Origin of the sequence: Salinimonas marina, assembly GCF_015644725.1 — a bacterium.
Taxonomy (GTDB): Bacteria; Pseudomonadota; Gammaproteobacteria; order Enterobacterales; family Alteromonadaceae; genus Alteromonas.
In genome coordinates this window covers 3571777-3594358 of record NZ_CP064795.1, presented here as the reverse complement: position 1 = coordinate 3594358, position 22582 = coordinate 3571777, and the positions used below count along the sequence as shown (strand labels likewise).

The window sequence follows — 22582 nt, the reverse complement described above, 5'->3', positions numbered from 1 at the left end:
GCTTTTTTTCATCTGCAGCGCCTAACGATTATTCGCTGGCATTTTCTTCGCTGGCATCCTGCACCACTTCCAGCAACTCAACTTCAAAGATTAACGTAGAGTTAGGTGTGATGGCACCGGTGGCACGCTCGCCGTAAGCCAGTTCTGGCGGAATGACAAATTCATACTTTGCACCTTCCTGCATCAGTTGGACGCCTTCGGTCCAGCCAGGGATAACCCGATTCAGCGGGAACGTCGCAGGTTCGCCACGATCATACGACGAGTCAAACACCGTACCGTCGATCAAGGTACCTTTATAATGTACTTTTACCGTATCTTCCGCGGCCGGGCTCTTACCGTCACCCTGTTCCAATACTTTATACTGAATGCCCGATTCGGTGGTTTTTACACCTTCCTTATCGGCATTTTCAGCCATGTATTCCTTGCCTTTTTCAACATTTTGTTCAGCCTGCTCTTTGGCGGCAGCCTGCTGTTTTTCACGCAGGCTTTGTTCGCCTTCCTGGGCCAGCTGTTGAATTTCTTCTTTACTAAAGACCAGTGAATCTTCAAGACCGTCGTTAAAGCCTTTTTTCAGCGCTTCTTTATCAAGAGGGACACCCAGTTTTTCCTGCTGAGTTGCGCGGTTGTCAACATACAGCCCCATACTGGCGCCCATGGCATAGGCATGTTTCTGACTTGCCGTCATTTCTTCACCAGAAGATTCAGTAGCCTGTTCTTTTTCGGTTTTTTCGGCGGTATCGGGCTGACATGCAAACAGGCCCAATGCGGCAACTGTCGACAGGGCGACGAGCGACTTGCGCATAACGTTTCTCCATTTTCGTGAGTTTTATCTGCGGATCTGTCAGGTTCCTTTTGAAACGCATCAACAGACAACGCTTTTTCATACTGTTGTATACTGTGTAGGCGTGTGCGCCTGATTACAAGGGGGCACTATCATTTATCTTACCGGCCCGGTCTGTGACTCCGACTTCAAAGCTTTATTGTTGTGCTAAAAAGTCGATACACTGATGCAATACAACATTAATTCGGACGCCCTTACGACATGACTTATTTTGTTTTGTTCCCGCGAATGCTTTGGATAAGCGTATTACTGAGCTGGGTATGTGCCTGCTCAGTACCTCAAAGCGAGCCGCTGCAACAGTGGGAACATGCAGAAGCAGGAGCGTATGCAGCAGATATTTCCAGCTCGGGCCAGATCGCGGTAGTAGCCGGGATGAACAACACCATCAGTGTCTGGCAGGTGGGTGAGGCGGAGCCGGTGTATCAGTGGTCGCATCAGGGCGACACTGCCACCCTGATTGGTAATATACATATCGCCGCAGACGATTCCACGATTGTGACCGCCGACCGCGATGCCTTTGCTTTGTGGAGCATGGCCCAGGGCGACCCCATAGGGTTCTGGCGAATTGATGAGTCCAGTATCCGTGATGTTGCGGTGGCGAATCAGGGCCAGGGTGTGCTGGTGGGGCGGGGCAACGGCAAGGTGATGTATTTTGAGCCTGAAACCGGGCGGCGGATGGAGTTTTTAGGGCATCAGTCCAAAGTTAATAGTGTGGATATTTCGCCCAATGGTAAATACGCGCTCACCGGTGGTAACGACTATGTGGCGTATCTGTGGAGTACCGAAACGGGGCAGATTATTCATACCTTTAATCACCCCAGCCGGGTCACGCTGGTGGCGGTGGACGATAAGGGCCGGTACGCCTTTACGGCCGACAGCCAGCAAAAATCACAAATATGGAATTTGCAAACAGGTGCACCGGTCGCCAACTTACAGTATATTGCCCGCCAGAAAATATTTACCGATGCTGTCTTTTCTGATGACGGTCAGTATCTGTTGACCGGCTCACCGGCGCGGCGCATTTACCTGTGGGAGGTAAAAACCGGCGAACAAATCGGTGAATGGGCCGTGTCACCCCGCGACGGCGCTTCGATGCCCAGTGCCCTGGTGTATGCGGTGGCTTTTGTTAACAATAATACCGTGCTGTCAGAAAGCAGTAGCGGCTTTGCCGAGCTTTGGGAAATTGAACATGAATGAACTTAATCAGCAAGGCTTGTTGCGTCAGGCGCTACAGGCCATTGAAGATCTGCAAACGAAGGTGGCGTTTCAGGAGCATACCATTGATGAACTCAATGATGCCCTTACCAGTCAGCAATACCAAATGGAAAAGCTACAGGTACAGCTAAAGCATGTGCTGGATAAGGTTAAAGCGATGGAGCCGGACAATCTTGCCAAAATGTCTGAAGAAACCCCGCCGCCGCATTATTAATCACAGCAGCAACCGCTCAAAACCTAACAAAAAAGGCGTAGACCTAAAAAAACTAAATTAATTGCCTACAAAAGTCGCACAGGGCCATATCCTTGACTATATTTTTGTCATTCTTCTTGGATAAAAATACAAACACTATGGCCAGAAAGCTTCGCACCGCCCCCCGGGTATTCCACAGCATATTCATCGGGTTGCCCGTAGTGGGTTGGCAGTACTGGCAGATGATGATGACAAACAAATCTATCTGGCTGCTTTATCTGAGTACGCTGAACGCTACGAGGTTGCCATTCATGCCTGGGGCATGACCGCCACCCAGTTGCAAATTCTGGTTACCCCACAAACCAGTAACGGAATTTCCAGCATGCTACAGGCCACCGGGCGCATGTATGCTCAGCACTTTAATACTAAATATGATCATCGGGGCGGTATTTGGCAGGATCGTTACAAAGCGTCGCTGATTTTATCCGACGAATACTCACTGGCAGTCTATCGCTACATCGATCGGCTGATGTTTTGTTCGCAGCAATTACAGGAACAAACGCCACCTTCCCTGTATAGCAGCGCGCAGGAAAATAAATATGGTAGCGGTCAGTCCATCGTAACCCCTCACCCCAGTTATCAGGCCTTAGGCGACACGCCGTCACAGCGTCAGCAGGCTTACCATGCTTTATGCGCTACCCTGTTGCCGGCCGAACAGGTAGCCCAAATTGAAAAGGCCCTGCGTATGAGTCTGGCGTTAGGCGATGAGCACTTTATCAAGCGTCTGGAACATGTCACTGGCCGGCGGCTACTAGAGGGAAAACCCGGTCGGCCGCGCAAAACTCCGGCACGCAATAAGGTGCAGAACATCGCCTAGCCTGTAAACCAATATCCGCCCCCTGCCATCAGCTTTTGTCCGCAGGGGGTTGATTTTCAGACTCCTGTTTTTGCCTGGTGGCGTCTTCTAATTCTACCGATCCTTCTACCGTACCCTGGATGGCATTGATAAAAGCATTTTCAATAATAGCGCCAATGGCAGGCAGAATCGGGGTGTCAGGATCATCCAGGTTTCCACTGAGCTGGATTCTGGTGGCAATCTGCTCTTCTGACTGATTTTCAAAAATCTCGGCAATAAGCGCCGACCCCGCTTCTACGATGCCGGCAAAAAAGCCGTCATCGTCTTCAACGATATCGCCTTTCCAGGAAAACACGGTGACGTCATGCAAAATGGGCTTGATGTAGCCTTTAAGGTGACCATCGTCACTGGCCAGCTCGGCCGCCAGCTCCAGGGAGCCGGCTTCCAAATCAAATGGGGCATACGTATCCAGCAGGTTTTTGAAATTGACCAGTGCCACATTTTTGGCCTGCACATCAATATCAAAGGTGGGCTTGCGGGTGCTTGGGTCAAGCTTTGCGTTAAGCGCAAGGGTGCCCTGTTCGGCCGTGTTGGCCTGAAACTGAGCCCGGGCTACTAAGTCTTTTGACAGATCCCGGCTATTCACCAGATTAAACGCGGCGCCGTTAATGGCGTGCAGCGCCACTTCAATAGGTGGTGCCGTGTCGGGATTGTAAAAACCAATTCGGCCATTGATGATTTCCAGCTTATCAATTTGTAGAGGGAACAGCTGACTGGCCAGATTAAGCCAGTTTTCCGAAACACCCACCTGATCCTGGGAATCATCAGTGGCATCAATGAAATTAATTTCCGGCCGCCGCAGCGTAACGGTGCCCACCACGGCGCCATCCATCAGCGCCGACCAGAGCAGACTGAATTCTATGCTATCGGATTGGAACAGGGGGCGGGACAGTGAGCCACCCTGCTTGATAATGAGAAGGTTGTCGAGGCTGTATGCACCTTTCCATAGCATCAAATCAACATCGCCAACCCGACCCTGATACTCCCCAGGCTGGCTCAGCGTGCGGTTAATGTACCACTGCGCGGCATACGGTAAGGCTATCCGAATGGCCAGCACCACCAGCAGCAACCCTAACAATCCCTTTACCCAGCCGGAAACCCGTACCATGGCGTATGCCTTCAATAAAGCCTGTCTTGTTCGGATAAAATAGAAAGATACGTGCCAATTTGCCGTCACAGGGGGCAGCGTAGTAGCGACGATGCCTGGGATGATTTTACTCACGGCGCCGCCCCCTGAAGGTTGGCTCCAGCTGGGAGATAAGCGGCCCTCTGCTTGCAAAAATTACGTATTGCGAGCCTGCATGCGAAGGGGTTAACCGGGTTTGAAAATACCAATCACATCTTCGTTTTCACGGGTCGAAGACTGTACTTTTTCATCGGTCTGATTTTCCTGATAATCGCATTCCACACATTTTATTTTTTCCATGTTGTTTTCAAAATACAACATGATGGTGTCCAGCGCTTTGCAGTTAGGGCAGGTGGCCCCGGCAATAAAGCGGCGGCGATTTCGATTGGTCATAATGCCTCGGTAGTTATTTATTGCTGCCCAATTATACCGAAAACAACACGCGGATGCAGGGCCGATGGCATTAATCCTGAGTAACCTGGGTCACCGATGCATCCAATCTGGCACTACGGTGTATAAAACAAGCGTTTCCAACGGATTTTTGCTACGCTATTGCGCCCAAAATCCAGCAACCCGAATGGTTTATGATAAAGCTTTCTGATGTCACATTGATGCGAGGCAGCAAGGTTTTGCTTGAGCAAGCCAATGCCCAGATATTTCCCGGCCACAAAGCGGCGTTGATCGGCAGTAATGGCTGTGGAAAATCCAGCCTGTTTGCCTTATTACGTCATGAGCTGAGTCTGGATGCGGGCTCGTGCGATGTGCCTGCCCACTGGCGGGTGGTGAGTGTGGCTCAGGAAACGCCGGCGACAGAGCGGGCGGCCATCGACTATGTTATCGATGGCGACCAGCACCTACGCACACTACAGGCTCAGCTGGCCCAGGCCGAAAGTGACCACGACGGCGTGGCCATTGCCGCGTTGCATGGTCAGCTTGAACAAGCCGGCGCCTACGATGTTCAGGCCCGTGCCGCTACGATCCTGGCTGGACTGGGGTTTGCTAGCGAGCAATTACAAGCCCCGGTGACCGCTTTTTCCGGTGGATGGCGCATGCGCCTGAACCTGGCCCAGGCACTGTTGTGCCCCTCTGATTTGTTGTTACTGGATGAGCCCACTAACCACCTTGATTTAGATGCGGTTATCTGGCTGGAAAAATGGCTGCAGCGATACAGCGGCACCTTGCTGTTAATTTCCCACGACAAAGCGTTTATCGATACCACGGTGGGCCAGATCATCAGTGTTGAACATAAGCAGCTGGTGGCCTACACCGGTAACTACTCTTCATTTGAAGTGCAACGCGCTGAACGCGCCCGGTTGCAGGATATTGAATACAGTAAGCAGCAAGACAAAATCGCGCATCTAGAGTCGTTTATAAACCGCTTTAAAGCCAAGGCCAGTAAGGCCAAACAAGCCCAGAGCAGAATCAAACAACTGGAAAAAATGGAAACCCTGTTACCCGCGCACGCGGCCAGTCAGTTCAGTTTTGCTTTTGCCCCACCCACCGATCTGCCTAATCCATTGATTGCGATGGAACATGTGCAGCTTGGGTACGATGAAACCATTATTTTGCAGCAGGTGAAGCTGAACCTGGTACCCGGCAGCCGTATTGGTCTGCTGGGGCGAAATGGCCAGGGCAAGTCAACGCTGATCAAGTTGCTGGCAGGGGTACTTGACCCTATGCGCGGCGATTTCTCTATCGCCCAGGGGCTGAAGGTGGGATATTTTGCCCAGCATCAGCTGGAATATCTTGATCCTCAGGCGTCGCCGTTGTTGCATTTACAGCGCCTGGATAGCCGTGCCACCGAACAGCAGCTACGTAACTTTTTAGGGGGATTTGGTTTTAACGGTGATGAAGCGCTGAGTACCGTAGCCCCCATGTCCGGCGGTGAAAAAGCCCGCCTGGTGCTGGCGTTGATTGTGTATCAAAAGCCCAATTTATTGCTACTGGATGAGCCCACTAACCATCTTGATCTGGAGATGCGCTACGCCCTGAATGTGGCCTTACAAGGCTTTGAAGGGGCCATGGTGCTGGTCTCGCACGATCGCTATTTGCTGTCCTCTGTGTGTGAGGACTTTTATCTGGTGGACCGCGGTGAAGTGTCTTCTTTCGATGGCGACCTGGATGATTATCGCGACTGGATTTTAACCCAGCAAAACACCGAGACCCCGGTCAGCGACAAACCTAAAGAAGATCGCAAAGCCACCAAACGCAAAGAAGCCGAGTTCAGGCAAGCGGTGGCGCCCTATAAAAAAGCGCTTAAGCTGCATGAGAAAAAAATGGAAACCTGTTCTGAAGCGCTGCTTGAGGTTGAAGAGGCGCTAGGTGACAGCAGCTTGTATGACGACGACAACAAAAAGACGCTGATGCAATTGCTCGACAAACAAACGCAGTTGAAGCAAGCTTTGGAAGAACATGAAATGGCCTGGCTGGATGCTCAGGAGGCCATTGAAACCGCAAGGCAGGACTATGACACAGAATAATAATCTGACCGCCACCGATTTTTGGCGTTATTCCACCGGCGTTTATCGGGCGCCGCAGGCAGAAGCATTATGCCTGCGGCTGCAAGACACCGCGGGGGTCAATGTCAATATGCTATTAATGTTGTGCTGGTGCCTGGACCATCAGAAAATTGTGGTGTTAAAACAATGGCAGATTCTAAAAGCCGCCATTGCCCACAGTGAAGAGGGCTTGCAAAAGCACCGGTTGCATCGTAAGGCGGCTAAGGCCCCGTCGCATCCGGACCACGACAATTATGGCCGCTTAAAAGAACAGGAACTGGCGCTGGAGTCTGAACAACAGGCTGAACTGGTAAGCGCCTACAATAATATGACGGTGGAAGAGTCTGACATAACAGGAATTAATGTCAGTATCGTGGCATTTATTCATGCCTATCAACTGCGCAACAACGAAGCGGCCATCGATGATATTCGTGCTTTGCTTAAACTGGCATTGTCAGAATAGGTCCTATGCAACGAAAAAAACACCATCATGGTCACATCCATAAAAGCAGTTTTCGGGCCCCATGGTGGGCGCGTAACCGCCACTTGCAAACCATTTGGCCGCGGTTTATCCAAAAGCGGCTGCCCCTTGAATACACCATGGAACGGGTAACCTTACCCGATACCGACTTTCTCGACCTGGCGTGGGGGCCTGAACCGGCTCGTACCACCGGGGTGGTGGCAATGTTTCATGGTTTAGAAGGCAGTATCAGGTCGCACTATGCAAACGATATGATGGCAGCACTGAGCCAGTCAGGCTGGCAAGTAGTGATGATGCATTTTCGTTCCTGCAGTGGTGAGCCCAATCGGTTGCCCCGGGCCTATCATTCCGGGGAAACCGAAGATCCGACCTTTTTTTAGAACTGCTACAGCAGCGGTTTCCGGGGATTCCCAAGGTGGCGGTGGGGTTCTCACTGGGCGCCAATATGCTGTTGAAGTTATTGGGCGAAAATCCGGCACAAAAATGGCTGGATGGCGCGGTAGCGATTTCGGCGCCGCTGAAGCTGGATGAGTGCGCACGCAGCATTAACACCGGTTTTTCGCGCATTTATCAAAAATATTTGCTCAACAGTATGAAGCACACTCTGAAGCAAAAAATGGCGTTTATCGATTATCGTAGCCTTATTCAGCTGGGGCCCGATGAAGTAGATGCCATTGACAGCTTTGCCCGCTTTGACGATAAAGTCACCGCGCCCCTGCACAATTTTACCGATGCCCAGGATTATTACGAAAAGTGCAGTGCGTTTCACTACCTAAGCGCGATTCACTGCCCGACGCTGGTACTGCATAGTATTGACGATCCCTTTATGAATCATCTTATTGTGCCCCGGGAAGAAGAGCTGGCCAGCGCGGTGTCGGTAGAGCTTAGTGACCGGGGCGGCCATGTCGGCTTTATGCAGGGCAACATTTTGCGTCCCCAGGTATGGTTACAACAACGGGTGAAGCAGTTTTTTGAACAGTTTTTACCTACTCAGTCTGATTAATTAAGCAGGAGTTTTATGCTGATTCCCATTGATGAACTGTCGGCAGAAACGCTGCACAGTATTGCAGAATCATTTGTTCTTCGTGAAGGTACCGATTACGGCGAAGTGGAAGCCAGTTTTGACGAAAAAGTGGCGCAGGTGCTGGCGCAGTTAAAGGCAGGCGACGTGGTATTGGTTTACTCTGAACTGCATGAAACTGTAGATATTCGCTCTAAAGATGCCCTGCCGTTACCCGATGATGAAGACGCGTAACGTTTAATTATCCAGCGAACCACCTATTTATCCAGAGGGCATTAATTATCCAATGGCATAAGGGTGACCGGGATAACGCCCGCGCCAAGGGGACTTAACTGTGAAAAAGCGGCGCTGGATAAATCAATTATCCGGCCCGACACAAACGGTCCACGGTCATTAATACGCACCACCACACTGTTGCCATTGTGCGCATGGGTAACCCGGACCCGGGTGCCAAAAGCATAGGTTCGGTGGGCGGCGGTGAGTTCGCAGTGGTCAAACCGTTCACCACTGGCGGTGGTTCTGCCTTCAAAATAATGCGCATAATAACTGGCCTGACCCTGCTCAGCGTTAGCCGGAACAGTGACAGCAGAGGGTGATGAAGAGGCTGTGGACGCGGAGGACGCAGAGTTATAGGTGCTGCAGCCGCCGACCACCAGCATAGCAAGAAGGGCGGGTAACCGTAAGATGGTAATGAAGGTCATTGGCAATAAAAAGGCCGGTAGCATACCGGCCCCGACCTATTTTAGAAGGTGTAACGTGCGGTGACCTGAGTCATATCGACACTATCGATTTTTTCGTAGCTCACACCGGCCGCCCAGCGTGGCGCAAAATAATAATTGGCGCCGACTTTCACGGTGACATCGCCATCATCCACATCGTAGTAGCCGATTTCACCCATCAGCTCGACATCCTGAGCAACCATAGAACGCACACCGGTATTGACGCTATACCCATTTTCATCGTGCGCATCGGTATCAATGCGTTCGAAGTTGGCGCCGACATAGGCATCAGTGTTGCCATTTAACGGCATACGGTAACCCACACCGGCGGTCGCCATATTAATATCAAAGCCATTATCAGTGACATTGCTGTATTCACCGTTCAGATAAACATTATTTTGCAGCAAGTATTTAGCGTTTACGCTGGCACCGTCAAATTCGGTCGCATCCGTATCCAGAATGGTATAGCCACCTTCAACATAGCGCCAGTCTGGTGAGTCGGCCAGGGCAGAAAAAGACATAGAGCCCGCGATAAGTGCCGAAGAAAGCAAAATTGATTTGCGCATAACTACTCCTGAGAAAAGTGTCGTGTGTACTACACGAGTGAGTGTGTTGAAATAATCTAACAACCGATAGACCTGCAAGCAGTTTGCCAGCTTGCCTGACAGCGGTTTTTCAGCCCGTTTATATATAAATCAACTACATGAAATTCATCGTTATTTCGTTATCTTACGTATTCATCCCTAAATTGTAATTAATCGGTTTCCGGAGCTGACCGGCGCGCGAAAAGGTGTGTAAAGCTGTCGCTTATTTTCTACGTATTTTCATGGTTTTTGCAAAAGCATCAATAAGATATCGCTAATGCGTCAGACTCTGGAGGGGGCTATCAGACTCACCTTACTGATAGTTAACACATAACCATATTAAAGGCATAAATGCAGATTCAGCATTTGCACTATCGGTTCAGGCCATACAAAGGAGATTTCCATGCTGCGAAGCTTTTTCTCAGACATACCTGGTGTGCAGGGGCGCACAGTCCGCCAACAGTACCGCCAACCTCCGCCGCTAGCGGGGCTTGTTATGTTAGCGCTATGGGTCTGCGGGATGGGACCCGTCGCCGCCCAGAACGAGGAGGCGCTTAAACTGCCAACCAACCGACCGATCCTGATGTCAGTTATTGAACAGGCGAAAGCCTCGGCAGCTAAAGACTATCAGCCAGATGATCACGGACTGGATGAAAAGCTGAAAAATATGGATTACCAACCCTACCGCTCCATTCGTTTTGAGGCGGACAAAGCCTTGTGGCATGGCAAAAATGATTATGAGGTTCAGTTTTTCCATCCGGGTTTTTTGTATGACCAGCCGGTCACTATTAATGTCGTAGAGTATGATAATAGTCAGCATCAGCTTGATTTTGACCCTGCTATGTTCCGGTACGAACAACAGGCAAAACAATACAAAGGGCTGACCGATAAAGACAGTGGCTTTGCTGGCTTTCGGGTGCATTACCCTATTAAAAGCGATGAATATAAAGATGAGTTTGCGGTTTTCCAGGGCGCTTCTTATTTCAGGCTGGTAGGGAAAAATCAGGTCTATGGTATCTCTGCTCGTGGGCTGGCCATCGATACCGGTTTGCCCAAAGGCGAAGAATTTCCCAGCTTCACCCATTTCTGGCTCATCAAACCTCGCCCCGGACAACCCATCACGGTCTATGCACGCCTTGAAAGTCCTTCTGTAACCGGTGCCTATAAATTTGTGCTGGAGCCTGGCAAAGACACCCGCGCCCAGGTGAGTGCCTGGTTATTTGCTCGTCAGGATATTAAGAAGCTGGGGATTGCGCCCTTTACCAGTATGTTTTTGTATGGCGAGAATACCGAGCAGCGGCCGGATGATTACCGCCCAGAGGTGCATGACAGCGATGGGGTGTTGATGATCAACCATGACGGTGAGCAAATCTGGCGACCGCTGACGAACCCCGCCCGCCTGCAAATTACCTCGCTGGCAGATGCCCGGCCCAGAGGCTTTGGTATGTTGCAACGTGACGGTAACTTTGACAGCTATCTGGATGCCGAAGCCAACTATCATTTGCGGCCCGGGCTCTGGGTTACCCCCAAGGCCGGCTTCGAACAAGGCCGGTTAGAGGTGGTGGAAATTCCCACTGATGCCGAAATCCATGACAATATTGTGGCCTACTGGGTGCCGGAAAAGCCGCTTAAAGAAGGGCAAAGCCGTTACTTTTCCTATTCGCTTCGCACTGTAGAACAAGAGCCGATGCACTATGATAAAGCCGTGGTCACCCGTACCCGGCAGGGGGTCAGTCATCTGCCCGGTTTTGAATCTTCTGAAGAGCAAACCGTACGGCGGTTTGTAGTCGATTTCACGCTGCCCAGTGGCTTTAATCTGGCAGTGGACGATCTTAATCTTATTCTGGATGTAAATGGGGGCTCGGTAAAGCAGGCCCGCTTATTGAAAGTCAATAATAACAAGGCTATACGAGCCACATTTTTGCTGTTGCCCGACACCAACAAGCCAGTGGATATGCGTTTGTTTTTAAATCATAACAAACAGAAGATCAGTGAGGTCTGGAATTATGTCTACCAGCCGAAAAACTAAACCAGGCCAGTTCCGGGTACGCGGCCGGGGCTGGCGTATCGGGTTTATGACCTTGCTGACCCTGCCCACAGCCGCTTTGGCAATGTGGGCTCTGTTCGAGATATTTCGACCCAACCAGCTGACCTGGCTGGAACTGGGTCAGTTAGCCTTGTCACTGCCTTTGTTTGTGTGGCTATCGATGTCGTTCTGGACCGCGGTAATGGGGTTTGGGTTGAAGCTGTTCCATATTGACCCTCTGACACTGGGTCGTGCGCAGCCGTCACCGGCGGCTGACAAACCCCTGGCACATCGGCACGCGATAATAATGCCGGTCTACAATGAAGATACCGCGCGTATCATGGTGGGGTTTGAAGCCTGTGTCAGAGAGTTATTAGAGACTGACGAGGCGCAGCAGTTTGATTTTTACATGCTCTCAGATACTCGCGACCCGCACAAAGCCGAAGCCGAATTAAAAGCCTGGCAGCGGCTGTGCGAGCGGTTACCAGCGCATCAGCAGCAGTTATTTTATCGGCGCCGTGAAAAGAATATCGGACGCAAAGTTGGCAATATTACCGAGTTTTGTGAGCGCTGGGGCAGTTATTACGAAGCCATGATAGTGCTGGATGCCGACAGTGTGATGTCGGCCACCCGTATGCTGGATTTAGCCCGTCGAATCGAAATGAATCCTGACACCGCGCTGATTCAGACGATTCCCATGCCGGTACGCCAGCATTCATTTTTTGGCCGGTTTGTGCAGTTTGCCGCGCATTTGTACAGCCCCATGCTGGCCACCGGTCTGTCCTTCTGGCAGACCGACAGCGCCAACTATTGGGGGCACAACGCAATTATTCGTATTGCGCCGTTTATGCAGCATTGCGGCCTGCCCCGGGTACCCGGTCGCGCGCCGTTTGGCGGTGACATCCTCAGTCACGATTTTGTCGAAGCGGCGTTATTAAAACGGGCCGGCTGGCAGTGTTTTTTGCTGACCGACACCGATGGCAGTTATGAAGAAGTTCCGGCCAATATGATTGATTATGCAATTCGTGATCGCCGCTGGGTGCAGGGCAATATCCAGCATTTAGGATTGCTTGGGGTAAAGCAGCTAAAGCTGACTAATCGTCTGCATTTTTTATTTGGTGCCTTTGCGTATATTTCGTCTATTGTGCTGTTTGGCGTATTGGGGCTGGGCACCGCCAGAGCGCTGGTGCGCGCGCTTACGCCGCCGGATTTTTTTCTCTCGCCGTACCAGCTTTTTCCCACCTGGCAAATTGCCAAAGAAAGCATCATGCTGGCGACCCTGTGGGGGACCATTGCGCTGTTGTTTATGCCTAAATTGCTGGGCATAGTACTGGCGCTTATCCAGCGGCGAAAACACTTTGGCGGGGTGCTGCGGCTGCTCAAAGGCAGCCTGGTGGAAGTGTTTATGGCCATCTTAATTGCCCCCATTATGATGTTTTACCATAGCTTCTTTGTGCTGAGCGTCTTGATTGGCCATAAGGTGCGTTGGGAAGCCCAGGAGCGTGAAGGCCGCATGGTGCCGTGGCGGGATGCGCTGACCTATACCCGCTGGATGACCCTGCTGGCGCTGGCCTGGGGCGGTCTGACCGCCTGGTTTACCCCGGTTTTGTTCTTATGGCTACTGCCGGTGCTCACCGGCATGTTCATCGGAGCGGCAGTGATTCGTTATAGTAGCAGTGATGGACTGGGATTATGGAGTGAGCGCCACGGGGTGTTTGTGATTAAAGAGGAGCTGTCGCCTGATGGTTGCCTGCAACGGGTCGCTGCTGATTTGCCCGGGTTTTCACTACCTGACCAGCCAGCACGGGAACCGGCTTTACCTGCTGATCGCCGGCAATCTATGCCATTACAAAATCTGAATGCGGCGCCCCAGCCGATGCGGGCACCTGAAACTTCCCGACAGGCATAAAAAAGGGCCGGCTAAGCCCTGTCTAAGTCCCGGCCCTGATCTCGTGCGCCCAACCTTGGTGGGGCGTTATGTCATCTGTCTATGTGTTATTGCTGAGTAAAGGTCGCGGCAAAGGTCACCGGTACCGTCATGGTAATGCTTTCAAGCCCGGCGATGGACTGTAATGTTTTAACACCTTCGGTCAGTCCAAAGTCGCCCGCGGCCAACAGCGTGGGTTTTACCGTGGCCACCGTGAAGGTGGTGTCAGTCAAACGATTAATCATGACCGTAAAGGTCGTGGCTACATTTTTGCCTTGCAAATCAATGGCGCCTTCAATGGTTTTGATGGCACTGGTACCGGCAGCCATGGTTAAAACCGTTTCAGGTAAGGTGCCACTAAAGGTGGCGCTGGTATACTCGCTGGTATTAAACAACTTTGTTTGCATACGGGTATCGCGAATGTCGATGCCGGTCGCCACGGAAGCCAAATCGACCTGAATTTTCAGCGCGCCAGAGTCATCAACCGACCCTTCAAGCTGTTTAAACTCGTGTATTTCGGTTACCTGAGCATTTTTGGTGGATAAAAAATGCAGTTGCGAGTCATTGCTGTCGAGCTGCCAGGCAGCCAAAGCGGGTAAGGCGCTCAGGGTGCCCACGGCCACCATCAAGGATTTTAGCATAACGTTATTTCTCCTTTGTATATTGTACAATTTCCTGCCAGGGTACCCGCTGGTCCCCCATCACCACAAAGTCCGGGTTCTCCAGAGAATGGCGCTGATTGTAAGTTAGTGGCTCAAAATTCGCCGCTAAAATACGGCCGCCCGCTTCTTCTATGATACATTGTGAGGCGCCGGTGTCCCATTCGCCGGTAATACCAATGCGCATAAATACATCGGCTTTACCCTCGGCAATAAAACAGGATTTCAGGGAGCAGCTGCCCAGCGGCAAGGTTTGATAGGTCCGCTCCCGGGTCAGCTTTGATAAAATTTTGTCCCGCGACTGGCGCCGGCTAATGGCAATTTTCACCACGCTGCTGCCTGGATCATCAAGCTCACGAACCCGTATCTGACATTCCTTTTCCGGCGAGGCTTTAAACGCGCCCTGATCTTTGCTGGCAAAATACAGGGTCTGGCCCGGCGGCCAGTAGATCACACCGATAATCGGTTCATTGTTTTCAATCAAAGCGATATTAATGGCGAAATCACCGCTGCGCGCGATAAATTCCTGGGTCCCGTCAATGGGGTCAATCAGCCAGTATCGCGACCACTGTTTTCGTTCAGCCAGGCTGGCATGCATGTTTTCTTCGGACAAAATAGGAATGTCCGGGGTAGCTTCTTCTAACCGTTGGGTAATAATATCATTGGCTTTGTAATCGGCACTGGTGACCGGAGAATCATCCTGTTTTTGATACGCGCTAAAATCGCCTGAGTCATAAATATTCAGCACTTCGCGACCGGCTTCCACCGCCGCGGATTTAGCCAAATCCAACAATGTCTGCAGGGTATAGTCGGGCATAGGTTATTGCTCCTTAAGCCATTTTTTTGCTAAAAACAGCGCGGCGATGCAACGGGCTTCAATAAAGTCGGGGCGTTCAAGTAGTGCATCGAGGTCGCTGAACTTCCAGGTGACCACTTCCAGCGGTTCGGGTTCGTCGCCTTCTAACGATTTTTCATACAAATCCCGGGCCACCACAATGCGCATTTCAGAATTGAAAAAATTGGGAGCCATATTGACCGTGTGAATTTCCTGTAACTCATGGGCTCCGTAACCGGCTTCTTCCATCAGTTCACGATTGCCGGCTTCGATAGCATCCTCACCAGGATCGATCAGCCCTTTTGGAAATCCCAACTGGTAAGAATGGTTTCCCGCCGCGTACTCACGCACCAGAATAAAGGTGTCATGGTCGAGCATTGGCACAATCATTACCGCGCCGCGATGAGAGCCGGCCATGCGTTCGAACTGGCGGGTGGCGCCATTGGAAAACTCCAGGTCAACACGCTCAACCTTAAACAGATTACTTTGCGCCACAATTTCGCGATGATGAATGCGTGGCAGCACTTTGTCGGGATCAATTTTACTCATGTTTATCGTGGCTATCTTTCGCTATTATATGAAGGTCAGTTTAAAGCTTAATGTATCATAAGGAAAACCGCTTGCCATTTCTGCCCTGGAGCCAAATCGACACCGTTTTGCTGGATATGGACGGGACCCTGTTGGATCTGCATTTCGACTCATTTTTCTGGAAAGAACATCTGGTCCAGAAAGTCGCGCTTGCCAACAAACAAACGGTGGCGCAAGCAAAAGCCCGCCTGAGCCAATATTACCAGCAGGTCAGCGGCCAGCTACAATGGTATTGTCTGGACTACTGGGCCGCCAAACTCAATATAGATATTATGGCGGCAAAACACGAAATTGCGCATTTAATCAGTATGCGCGATGACACCATTCCGTTTTTAAACGCACTTAAGCAAAGCGGCCGCGAGGTGGTGCTGTTAACCAATGCCCACCCCGATAACCTGGCGCTGAAAGTAGAGCGAACCCAGTTGGATACGCATCTTGATACGCTGATATCGACCCATGAGTTTGGTGTCTCTAAAGAATCTCAGCAATTATGGCAAAAAGTTCAGCAGCGACTGCAGTTTGACCCCGCCCGGACGCTGTTTGTGGATGACAGTTTGCCGATACTTGCTGCCGCCCGCCAGTTCGGTATTGCTCATCTTCTAGCGGTGGCAAATCCAGATAGCCAAGTACCAGCCCGCACCATTACTGAATTTCCGGCCACCAGCGATTATCGTGAGCTGCTGGTGGATATTGTGCCCAGAGCAGTACCCACCAAGGTTTGACGTTATGCATTGTATTGTTGGCTCGGCCAATCCGGTCAAAGTAAATGCAGCCGCCGCTGCCCTGGAAAAAGTCTTTGAACAGAGCGTCACCACCGAGCGCCGCCCGGTAAGCAGTGGCGTATCAGATCAGCCTTTGAGTGAAGCCGAGACCCGTGAAGGGGCTCTGAACCGGGTCAAAGGGTTGCTACAGCAGGCGTCTGCACAAAGCTTTGACAATGACTGGTTTGTGGCCATTGAAGGTGGCGCTGCCGAGTTTACCGACGGGCCTGCTACCTTTGCCTATATGGCGATTTATCACCAGAGCCAGTGGTCGGTAGGTCGCAGTGCCAGCTTACCGCTTCCCCCTGCGGTATTTCAGGCGCTGCAACAGGGTGAAGAGTTGGGTGATGTCATGGATCGGCTGTTTCATACTACCAATATTAAGCAACAGGGTGGGGCGATCGGGTTGTTGACTCAGCATCAGGCCACCCGACAAGGTGTTTATGAAATGGCCATGATTCTGGCGCTGGCGCCCTTTACCCAGCCCGCCTTTTTTCTATGAGCTGTCGCCCCGGCGTGTGATATTTGCCTGTGGGTGTGAAAATCTGTCTACGCGCATGCTGGTTCAGGCGCTACTTTAATCGCTTTTTCACATTTAACTAGTTGATATTGAGAGGGTATTCCAATTGTCAGCGCAGTTGGTTTCGATGTTGCACCGTTATTTGATACATATTTTCCTAACAGGAGGCAAAACTATGTCAAATACCGTCGAAACCATTAATCCGGCGACCGAAGAGAAGCTGCAGTCTTATACCTTGCTTAGCAACGATGAAGCAAAACAGGCTGTAGATAATGCCCATGAGGCGTTTACTCAGTGGCGCAAAACATCAGTGTCGGAGCGCAGTAAATTATTAAACGCGCTGGCCGACAAAATTGATGAGCGGGCCGATGACATCGTAGAGCTGATGATCCAGGAAATGGGCAAGGTCAAAGCACAGGGCTATCAGGAAGTGGAGCTGTGTGCCAATATCTGTCGTTATAGTGCCGAACACGGTCCTGAGCAACTTAAAGATGAAAAACGTGCATATGAAGGCGGTAACGCCATTATTTCCTATCAGCCCACGGGTGTCATTCTGGGCATTCAACCGTGGAATTTCCCACTGTATCAGGTGATTCGTTACAGCATTCCCAATGTTATGGCGGGCAACACCACGGTACTTAAACATGCCGATAATGTATTTGGGATGGCCAAACTAATTCAGGAATTGTATGAAGAAGCCGGCTTTCCAAAAAATGTGTATCAGTCACTGATGATAAGTGGCGAGACGGCCAGCGAACTTATCAAGCATGACAAAATACGCGGTGTGACCTTCACCGGTTCCGACAAAGTTGGCAAAATGGTAGCAGAAAATGCCGGTAGCCAGTCGAAGAAAACCGTACTGGAATTAGGCAGTAATGATGCCTTTGTGGTCTTGGAAGATGCCGACATTGAGACAGCTGTACAGGCCTGTGTTCAGGGTCGTGTAATCAATAATGGTGAAACCTGTGTATCGGCCAAGCGTTTCATTGTGGCGGACAAGGTTTATGATGAGTTTCGCGATGCGTATGTAAAAGCATTCAAGGATCTTAAAGTAGGCGATCCACGTGATGAAGATACCGATGTGGGTCCAATTGCCCGTAAAGATCTGATTGATAAGCTGCATGACCAGGTTCAGCAGTCGATTAAAAACGGCGCAACCTGCACCATGGGCGGGGATTTATCCGGTGGTAAAGGCTACTTTTACCCACTAACCATTCTGGAAGACGTGAAACCCGGAATGCCGGCTTACGATGATGAGTTGTTTGGTCCGGTCGCTTCCCTGATTCGTGCTAAAGACGATGAAGATGCCATGCGTATCGCCAACGATTCTCGCTACGGCCTGGGTGGCGGTATCTTCTCAAAAGATACCGAACGTGCCATCGAACTGGCGCGCACTGAATTTGATACCGGCATGGTCAACATTAATGGGTACTCGCTGGCCCAGCCAAATCTACCCTTTGGCGGCGTAAAGGAAAGTGGCTATGGGCGTGAACATGGCGGTTTCGGTATTAAAGAGTTTGTGAATATCAAAACCATCTTTGTGGCAGACTAAGTCCCATCGAAGCATCCAAAAAAAAAGCACCCTCGGGTGCTTTTTTTATGCTCGCTACAACTGAAAAGTGGTATAGCCCTGACTATTGGGCTGGCCAAATAGTCGCGCCGCCTGATGCACTTCTGCAGGTAGCGAGTCGTCAGGCTTAAACTGGCCTTTCACCGCCACCTGATCAAACTGTGCGCCTACCTCGGCCGCCATGGATAACCCCAGTCGGTTAGGCTCACTCACCTCGATGGCAAAGTTGCCATCTTTGCAGCTTAGGGTGGCGGTGTAAGTACCGAAATCGATAGGCCCCTGGGTCCCGGATACAGCGGCGTTTAACCAGTTGCCACGGCCATCCAGTGCTTCGCAGCGACCTTCATAATTGAGGGTGCGGATGTGCGCTCTGAAGCGGCCGCTGGCGTTGACGGGAAGGGGTAAAGGCACTTTTGCCAGCACCCTGTCTACCGGCAGATACAACTGAAAATCACTGGCCCTGACATTATCCTGGCTAAACACGCTCATGCTCACCGGGCCTGCAAAAGAAATCGCCTGTGGATCACGATCATTGCCCCCGGTCACCTCCAGACTCAGACGGCCCCATAGTAAAGCCAACGGATTGATTTCCCAGCGTACCTGCGAGACCGGCAGTTGATTAAAATCCACCTGTCGGGCTTTGCCCTTCCACACAGTGCCGCTTACGCCATAAACCTCAATCTGGGGCGGTAGGGTGATGCGCCCGATAACCTGATTAGCAGGCAGGTACCACACCATCAAAAATAACCACACCAACAATGCTGCCAATAGCCAGCCAATACGAAACTTCATGACATCCCTAATTGTAATCGACGTATTTTAATCATACCCGGCGTGCCCGCCTCGGTAATATCAACCTGCAAAATAACAATCCCCATTTGTTCCAGTGCCTTTAACCATTCCAGCACCTCATCAAAGGCAGCTTCATCTACCCACACCTGCAGTTCATCATCTTGTGGCTGAAGCCGCGAAACCGGAATGTTGTAGCGGGCGGTGGACTGGTTTACCGCCTGAGTTAACGATCCTGAAAAACCGCTACCAACGCTACTGCTTTGGCGCAATCGGCGCGCCTGCCGGGCCTTGTCTTCAACCCAGTTTAACAATTGCTGCTGGCTTTGCTGTTGGCTACGCGCGGCTTCCACGCCGTTGGATAATGGCGCCCAGGCACCAAAATAAAAAATCGCAATCCCGATGGCCACGGCTGCCACCAGCAGTAACCGTTGTTCACGCTCACTGAGCGCCTGGTATTTTTGTTTAAGCATATTCATTACGATTGGCTCCGGATGGTGACATTGCCAATAACCTGATCATCCCGATTATTAATGGCTCCCTGGACCACTTCAAAACCGGCGTTTTGTGCCAGCCGCCGAAATTGCTCCAGAGCCTCAAAATTGGTGCCGGTGGCCTGCATACGCAGTTCGACCCGGTTGGCATCAAAGCGCAGTGTCTGGGGGCGCACGCGGGTGCTGGCAAAGGCTGGCGACAGTTGTTCCAGCATAACCAGCATTGAGGCATCCCCCCCGCTTTGTTGTAAACGCAGCATTTCGCTTTGTATTTTACGACGGACATCGCGGTAAACCCCCAAATCAGGAAAGCCAGCTTTCACCGTCTGGTCTATCTGAGCTGCCAGCTGCGCGTTTTGCTGGTTTAACTGATAAAGCGTCATCCCTCTTTCGGCCAGCGTCGCCCCAATAGCCATGACCGCCAGCACCGCCGCCACTTTCCATTGCTGCCAGTGACCATGGCGCTGACGTTTGACCTTAAACTCCCCCTGCAACAAATTGACTTTTTGACGCAAGGCCTGCGCCGCCAATACCTGCATAGGCAATTCCAGGGGCGCACGTTCCACCTCTACATTAGGAAGCGGGTCTTGCGGCTGGTCGCAATAACTGATTAATCTGACCGGCTCGGGCTGCTGGCGAGCCAGATGCGCAAAGGCCGGCAATATCCAGCTTTGTTCGCCCTGTAAGCCTTTCCACTGGGCTTCTCGCAGTAGCACATCGTCGCCAATGCTCAGCATCGCCCAGCCGTCATCACAAGGGGTACGGCCAGCACATCCGGCATAATGGTGTCACAGAACAGCCCGGCGGTTTGCAGCCACTGCTGCCATTGCTGCAATTGCTGGCGGGCGACTACCGCGACGGCCTGGTGGTCACCGGTTTTAGGCCCCAGCGCAAAAAACTGCTGACTGATGTCTGACGCCAGTTCGTCTTCCAGCATAAAGGGAATGGCGTTTAGTACCTTGCGGCCGGCCCGGGGGGGTAATTCAACCCAGGTCAACAGAATTTCGCTGGTGGGCACCAGCGCAATTACCGGGCGCTGACCGGCGCGCAAGGTCAGCGAGTCCAGGTCTGCTGCGCCGGGCAGTTCTCCTGAAGCAATAACCTCGTCATTGTCGGGCGCGTAGACCAGCCACTGCACCGGTTGTTCGGGGCGCGCACCAAGACGTACCAGTAATTGTTCCATTAATTTACTCCTGCGAACTCGCGCCGGACCACCGTGACCGGACTGTCTGCTGCCGTTTTTAAAACCGAGGTCATTGTAAAGCGGGCGTTATTGTAGCGAGTCTTGCTATGTAATATAAAATATTCTGTGGTAACACTAAACCAGCTCTTTTGTTCAGCGGATAAATTGAGGGCGCTTAAGGCTGGTTCGGCCAGAAAGGCACTGGCGTTGTCCCAGCCCTCGGCCGGACGCGAGCCGATAAGATTCTGCGCTGCATCCAGGCTCAGGCCGGTGGTGCCGGCCAATACCGCCGCCCGCTCCGGGGGCAGGGTATTGACATTGATAGTCAGGGTGCTGGACTCAGGCACCACACACACCAGGGGTAATAATTTATTGAGCCAGGCGGGACTGACGCCGTTGATAAGTCTTAATTCAGATTGGGAGCTCAGCAGGCGGTTAGCGGCCAGATAAGGCGGACTCTGGGATTCATACGTGCTGTCCTCAGCGCCATAGGAACGCATCTGGCTGTCGTTATCCAGCCAGTCCGCCAGACTGTCTCGCAGGGTGTCGGCATCGTAACTGGTCAACTCCAGGTCCGCGGCCAGCAGCATCTGATGAAACGCTGTCATTGTCGCACTAACGGTGCTGGCCTGATTGCGGGCACCCTCGCCAGCACTATCAGGCTGCACAGCGTTTAGATTGAAACAGCTTTGCATATCTTCCAGCCGGGCCTGAATCACACCATTATCCACCGGGTAAGAAAAGGCCTGCGCCCAGGGCTGGTCAAGGGCGATTTTATCCCGGTTTTCACGCATCAGGGTCTGCAGCGAGCGCCGCGCCAGCGACTCGGCGCCCATGGCGTACCAGTAAGCCTGGTTATTATCTTTTAAATTCACGGTGCGCTGTATATTAAGCTGCAATCGGGCGCCCATTTCTGTCGCCAGCACCGTGACCAGCGCGACAATCAGTAGCACAATCAAAAGCGCTACGCCCCGTTGTGATGACCAGCGACTCACAGACCATCACTCCACAAAGTAAACTCACGACGAATTGTCCCAAAGTCCCGGGTTTGCAGGGTGATGGCAATTGCTTTGGGTAACGCCGCCCCGGTATAAGTATCATTCCAGGTAACAGACGTGTCGTCCCCGGCCTCTGTGTTGTCAGACTGGACCACAAACTCCACTTGAAAATCGGTTACGCCTTCCAGTAATACCCGCACTTTAGGTTCATAGCCAATCACATTATCAACATAGTTCGAGTAAAGCCGTTCCAGTTTGTTATCAGAGAGTCGGTAGGCCACCGTTTGCTGAGTACTTCGCGCCAGCATCATTTGCGGGTTGTGCCAGCCTCCGCGTACAAACGCCAGACCATCAGCGTCACTGTCCTCAAGCTGGCCGCCGCGCATCACCACATCGGTTTTTTCACCATTAATCCGAACCGGTCGGGCAATCGCCTGCAGCACATCCCGTTCAATGGTGATCATGGCCCGCTGTAAGGTTTGCAGCTGGGCAAAGCGTTCCTGAGAAATTTGGTTACTATTGATGACTGAGGTCAGCACGCCGGTGGACGCCAGACCGATCATCGCAAAAATCGCCATGGCGACGAGGATTTCAAGCAGAGTAAAGCCGCCGGTACCACGTGAATTGCGGGTCATCAG

At 51.7% G+C, this 22582-nt stretch carries 25 protein-coding genes and 1 pseudogene; 12 read left to right on the top strand and 14 right to left on the bottom strand.

Going from position 1 to position 22582, the window contains the following annotated elements:
• Positions 1–28: 28 nt before the first annotated feature.
• Positions 29–802 carry an FKBP-type peptidyl-prolyl cis-trans isomerase gene (gene fkpA, locus IT774_RS16160; RefSeq protein WP_195810680.1) on the bottom strand — a complete coding sequence of 258 codons (774 nt, stop codon included), beginning with the start codon at positions 800–802 and terminating at the stop codon, positions 29–31.
• Positions 803–1069: 267 nt separating this feature from the next.
• Between fkpA and IT774_RS16155 the strand changes: the two genes are divergently transcribed.
• From IT774_RS16155 to IT774_RS16145, 3 genes are all read left to right on the top strand, one after another.
• On the top strand, positions 1070–2038 hold the full coding sequence (locus IT774_RS16155; RefSeq protein ID WP_195812333.1) for a WD40 repeat domain-containing protein: 969 nt from the start codon (positions 1070–1072) through the stop codon (positions 2036–2038).
• Complete coding sequence (locus IT774_RS16150; RefSeq protein WP_195810679.1) at positions 2031–2270, top strand: SlyX family protein; 240 nt, start codon at positions 2031–2033, stop codon at positions 2268–2270. The genes IT774_RS16155 and IT774_RS16150 overlap by 8 nt, the downstream gene beginning before the upstream one ends.
• 205 nt (positions 2271–2475) lie before the next feature.
• Positions 2476–3126: a transposase gene (locus IT774_RS16145; protein ID WP_195810678.1), complete on the top strand. Its 651-nt coding sequence runs from the start codon at positions 2476–2478 to the stop codon at positions 3124–3126.
• A gap of 28 nt (positions 3127–3154) precedes the next feature.
• Here the strand turns inward: IT774_RS16145 and IT774_RS16140 are convergent, their stop codons facing one another.
• The gene (locus IT774_RS16140) at positions 3155–4273 is read right to left on the bottom strand and encodes a DUF748 domain-containing protein (RefSeq protein WP_195810677.1); all 1119 of its coding nucleotides are present in this window, start codon (positions 4271–4273) and stop codon (positions 3155–3157) included.
• A 204-nt stretch (positions 4274–4477) separates the two neighbouring features.
• On the bottom strand, positions 4478–4684 hold the full coding sequence (locus tag IT774_RS16135) for a YheV family putative zinc ribbon protein (RefSeq protein ID WP_195810676.1): 207 nt from the start codon (positions 4682–4684) through the stop codon (positions 4478–4480).
• A gap of 191 nt (positions 4685–4875) precedes the next feature.
• Here IT774_RS16135 and IT774_RS16130 point away from each other — a divergent pair, with 191 nt between their 5' ends.
• From IT774_RS16130 to IT774_RS16115, 4 genes and pseudogenes are all read left to right on the top strand, one after another.
• Positions 4876–6771, top strand: coding sequence for an ATP-binding cassette domain-containing protein (locus IT774_RS16130; RefSeq protein ID WP_195810675.1), 1896 nt, complete (start codon positions 4876–4878; stop codon positions 6769–6771).
• Positions 6758–7252 carry a TIGR02444 family protein gene (locus tag IT774_RS16125; protein WP_195810674.1) on the top strand — a complete coding sequence of 165 codons (495 nt, stop codon included), beginning with the start codon at positions 6758–6760 and terminating at the stop codon, positions 7250–7252. The genes IT774_RS16130 and IT774_RS16125 overlap by 14 nt, the downstream gene beginning before the upstream one ends.
• 5 nt (positions 7253–7257) lie before the next feature.
• Positions 7258–8273: pseudogene (locus tag IT774_RS17950) on the top strand (hydrolase).
• 15 nt (positions 8274–8288) lie between these two features.
• The gene (locus IT774_RS16115; RefSeq protein WP_195810673.1) at positions 8289–8525 is read left to right on the top strand and encodes a YheU family protein; all 237 of its coding nucleotides are present in this window, start codon (positions 8289–8291) and stop codon (positions 8523–8525) included.
• 41 nt (positions 8526–8566) lie between these two features.
• On the opposite strand, the gene IT774_RS16110 is transcribed toward IT774_RS16115, so the two are convergent.
• Entirely contained in the window at positions 8567–9016 is a 450-nt protein-coding gene (locus IT774_RS16110; protein WP_232365026.1) for a septal ring lytic transglycosylase RlpA family protein, read from the bottom strand.
• Positions 9017–9033: 17 nt separating this feature from the next.
• Entirely contained in the window at positions 9034–9576 is a 543-nt protein-coding gene (locus IT774_RS16105) for an outer membrane beta-barrel protein (RefSeq protein ID WP_195810672.1), read from the bottom strand.
• 514 nt (positions 9577–10090) lie between these two features.
• Between IT774_RS16105 and IT774_RS16100 the strand changes: the two genes are divergently transcribed.
• Together IT774_RS16100 and mdoH are read left to right on the top strand one after the other, a co-directional pair.
• On the top strand, positions 10091–11623 hold the full coding sequence (locus IT774_RS16100; protein ID WP_232365025.1) for a glucan biosynthesis protein: 1533 nt from the start codon (positions 10091–10093) through the stop codon (positions 11621–11623).
• Positions 11601–13529: a glucans biosynthesis glucosyltransferase MdoH gene (mdoH, locus tag IT774_RS16095; protein ID WP_195810670.1), complete on the top strand. Its 1929-nt coding sequence runs from the start codon at positions 11601–11603 to the stop codon at positions 13527–13529. Before IT774_RS16100 ends, mdoH begins: the two co-directional genes overlap by 23 nt.
• Positions 13530–13615: 86 nt before the next feature.
• On the opposite strand, the gene IT774_RS16090 is transcribed toward mdoH, so the two are convergent.
• From IT774_RS16090 to nudE, 3 genes are read right to left on the bottom strand one after another with little or no spacing between them, the layout of a single operon-like run.
• On the bottom strand, positions 13616–14188 hold the full coding sequence (locus tag IT774_RS16090) for a YceI family protein (protein ID WP_195810669.1): 573 nt from the start codon (positions 14186–14188) through the stop codon (positions 13616–13618).
• 4 nt (positions 14189–14192) lie between these two features.
• Positions 14193–15023 carry a 3'(2'),5'-bisphosphate nucleotidase CysQ gene (cysQ, locus tag IT774_RS16085; protein ID WP_195810668.1) on the bottom strand — a complete coding sequence of 277 codons (831 nt, stop codon included), beginning with the start codon at positions 15021–15023 and terminating at the stop codon, positions 14193–14195.
• Positions 15024–15026: 3 nt separating this feature from the next.
• On the bottom strand, positions 15027–15590 hold the full coding sequence (gene nudE, locus IT774_RS16080) for an ADP compounds hydrolase NudE (RefSeq protein WP_195810667.1): 564 nt from the start codon (positions 15588–15590) through the stop codon (positions 15027–15029).
• 71 nt (positions 15591–15661) lie between these two features.
• Here nudE and yrfG point away from each other — a divergent pair, with 71 nt between their 5' ends.
• The 3 genes from yrfG to IT774_RS16065 all read left to right on the top strand — a co-directional run bounded on the left by yrfG (position 15662) and on the right by IT774_RS16065 (position 18462).
• Positions 15662–16351: a GMP/IMP nucleotidase gene (gene yrfG / locus IT774_RS16075; RefSeq protein WP_195810666.1), complete on the top strand. Its 690-nt coding sequence runs from the start codon at positions 15662–15664 to the stop codon at positions 16349–16351.
• A gap of 4 nt (positions 16352–16355) precedes the next feature.
• Positions 16356–16892 (top strand): inosine/xanthosine triphosphatase, encoded by a 537-nt coding sequence (gene yjjX, locus IT774_RS16070; RefSeq protein WP_195810665.1) that lies wholly within the window; start codon positions 16356–16358, stop codon positions 16890–16892.
• Positions 16893–17085: 193 nt separating this feature from the next.
• On the top strand, positions 17086–18462 hold the full coding sequence (locus IT774_RS16065; RefSeq protein ID WP_195810664.1) for an NAD-dependent succinate-semialdehyde dehydrogenase: 1377 nt from the start codon (positions 17086–17088) through the stop codon (positions 18460–18462).
• A 54-nt stretch (positions 18463–18516) separates the two neighbouring features.
• Here the strand turns inward: IT774_RS16065 and IT774_RS16060 are convergent, their stop codons facing one another.
• The 6 genes from IT774_RS16060 to gspJ are packed head-to-tail and all read right to left on the bottom strand — an operon-like array spanning position 18517 to position 22579.
• On the bottom strand, positions 18517–19272 hold the full coding sequence (locus IT774_RS16060; RefSeq protein ID WP_195810663.1) for a type II secretion system protein N: 756 nt from the start codon (positions 19270–19272) through the stop codon (positions 18517–18519).
• The gene (gene gspM / locus IT774_RS16055) at positions 19269–19748 is read right to left on the bottom strand and encodes a type II secretion system protein GspM (RefSeq protein WP_195810662.1); all 480 of its coding nucleotides are present in this window, start codon (positions 19746–19748) and stop codon (positions 19269–19271) included. The genes IT774_RS16060 and gspM overlap by 4 nt, the downstream gene beginning before the upstream one ends.
• The gene (gene gspL, locus IT774_RS17845) at positions 19748–20500 is read right to left on the bottom strand and encodes a type II secretion system protein GspL (RefSeq protein WP_269749778.1); all 753 of its coding nucleotides are present in this window, start codon (positions 20498–20500) and stop codon (positions 19748–19750) included. Before gspL (IT774_RS17845) ends, gspM begins: the two co-directional genes overlap by 1 nt.
• Positions 20494–20946, bottom strand: a complete 453-nt coding sequence (gspL, locus tag IT774_RS17840; RefSeq protein WP_269749777.1) for a type II secretion system protein GspL — start codon at positions 20944–20946, stop codon at positions 20494–20496. Before gspL (IT774_RS17840) ends, gspL (IT774_RS17845) begins: the two co-directional genes overlap by 7 nt.
• A complete protein-coding gene (gspK, locus tag IT774_RS16045) occupies positions 20946–21941 on the bottom strand; it encodes a type II secretion system minor pseudopilin GspK (protein WP_195810661.1) in 996 nt (331 codons plus the stop codon). Before gspK ends, gspL (IT774_RS17840) begins: the two co-directional genes overlap by 1 nt.
• Positions 21938–22579, bottom strand: coding sequence for a type II secretion system minor pseudopilin GspJ (gspJ, locus tag IT774_RS16040; RefSeq protein WP_195810660.1), 642 nt, complete (start codon positions 22577–22579; stop codon positions 21938–21940). Before gspJ ends, gspK begins: the two co-directional genes overlap by 4 nt.
• Positions 22580–22582 lie beyond the last annotated feature (3 nt).

Bases quoted from the DNA above. Each gene is read 5' to 3' on its own strand.
- fkpA (WP_195810680.1), bottom strand. From the start codon at position 802: ATGCGCAAGTCGCTCGTCGCCCTGTCGACAGTTGCCGCATTGGGCCTG.
- IT774_RS16155 (WP_195812333.1), top strand. From the start codon at position 1,070: ATGCTTTGGATAAGCGTATTACTGAGCTGGGTATGTGCCTGCTCAGTA.
- IT774_RS16150 (WP_195810679.1), top strand. From the start codon at position 2,031: ATGAATGAACTTAATCAGCAAGGCTTGTTGCGTCAGGCGCTACAGGCC.
- IT774_RS16140 (WP_195810677.1), bottom strand. From the start codon at position 4,273: ATGGTACGGGTTTCCGGCTGGGTAAAGGGATTGTTAGGGTTGCTGCTG.
- IT774_RS16135 (WP_195810676.1), bottom strand. From the start codon at position 4,684: ATGACCAATCGAAATCGCCGCCGCTTTATTGCCGGGGCCACCTGCCCT.
- IT774_RS16130 (WP_195810675.1), top strand. From the start codon at position 4,876: ATGATAAAGCTTTCTGATGTCACATTGATGCGAGGCAGCAAGGTTTTG.
- IT774_RS16125 (WP_195810674.1), top strand. From the start codon at position 6,758: ATGACACAGAATAATAATCTGACCGCCACCGATTTTTGGCGTTATTCC.
- IT774_RS16115 (WP_195810673.1), top strand. From the start codon at position 8,289: ATGCTGATTCCCATTGATGAACTGTCGGCAGAAACGCTGCACAGTATT.
- IT774_RS16110 (WP_232365026.1), bottom strand. From the start codon at position 9,016: ATGCTACCGGCCTTTTTATTGCCAATGACCTTCATTACCATCTTACGG.
- IT774_RS16105 (WP_195810672.1), bottom strand. From the start codon at position 9,576: ATGCGCAAATCAATTTTGCTTTCTTCGGCACTTATCGCGGGCTCTATG.
- IT774_RS16100 (WP_232365025.1), top strand. From the start codon at position 10,091: ATGTTAGCGCTATGGGTCTGCGGGATGGGACCCGTCGCCGCCCAGAAC.
- mdoH (WP_195810670.1), top strand. From the start codon at position 11,601: ATGTCTACCAGCCGAAAAACTAAACCAGGCCAGTTCCGGGTACGCGGC.
- IT774_RS16090 (WP_195810669.1), bottom strand. From the start codon at position 14,188: ATGCTAAAATCCTTGATGGTGGCCGTGGGCACCCTGAGCGCCTTACCC.
- cysQ (WP_195810668.1), bottom strand. From the start codon at position 15,023: ATGCCCGACTATACCCTGCAGACATTGTTGGATTTGGCTAAATCCGCG.
- nudE (WP_195810667.1), bottom strand. From the start codon at position 15,590: ATGAGTAAAATTGATCCCGACAAAGTGCTGCCACGCATTCATCATCGC.
- yjjX (WP_195810665.1), top strand. From the start codon at position 16,356: ATGCATTGTATTGTTGGCTCGGCCAATCCGGTCAAAGTAAATGCAGCC.
- IT774_RS16065 (WP_195810664.1), top strand. From the start codon at position 17,086: ATGTCAAATACCGTCGAAACCATTAATCCGGCGACCGAAGAGAAGCTG.
- IT774_RS16060 (WP_195810663.1), bottom strand. From the start codon at position 19,272: ATGAAGTTTCGTATTGGCTGGCTATTGGCAGCATTGTTGGTGTGGTTA.
- gspM (WP_195810662.1), bottom strand. From the start codon at position 19,748: ATGAATATGCTTAAACAAAAATACCAGGCGCTCAGTGAGCGTGAACAA.
- gspL (WP_269749778.1), bottom strand. From the start codon at position 20,500: ATGCTGAGCATTGGCGACGATGTGCTACTGCGAGAAGCCCAGTGGAAA.
- gspL (WP_269749777.1), bottom strand. From the start codon at position 20,946: ATGGAACAATTACTGGTACGTCTTGGTGCGCGCCCCGAACAACCGGTG.
- gspJ (WP_195810660.1), bottom strand. From the start codon at position 22,579: ATGACCCGCAATTCACGTGGTACCGGCGGCTTTACTCTGCTTGAAATC.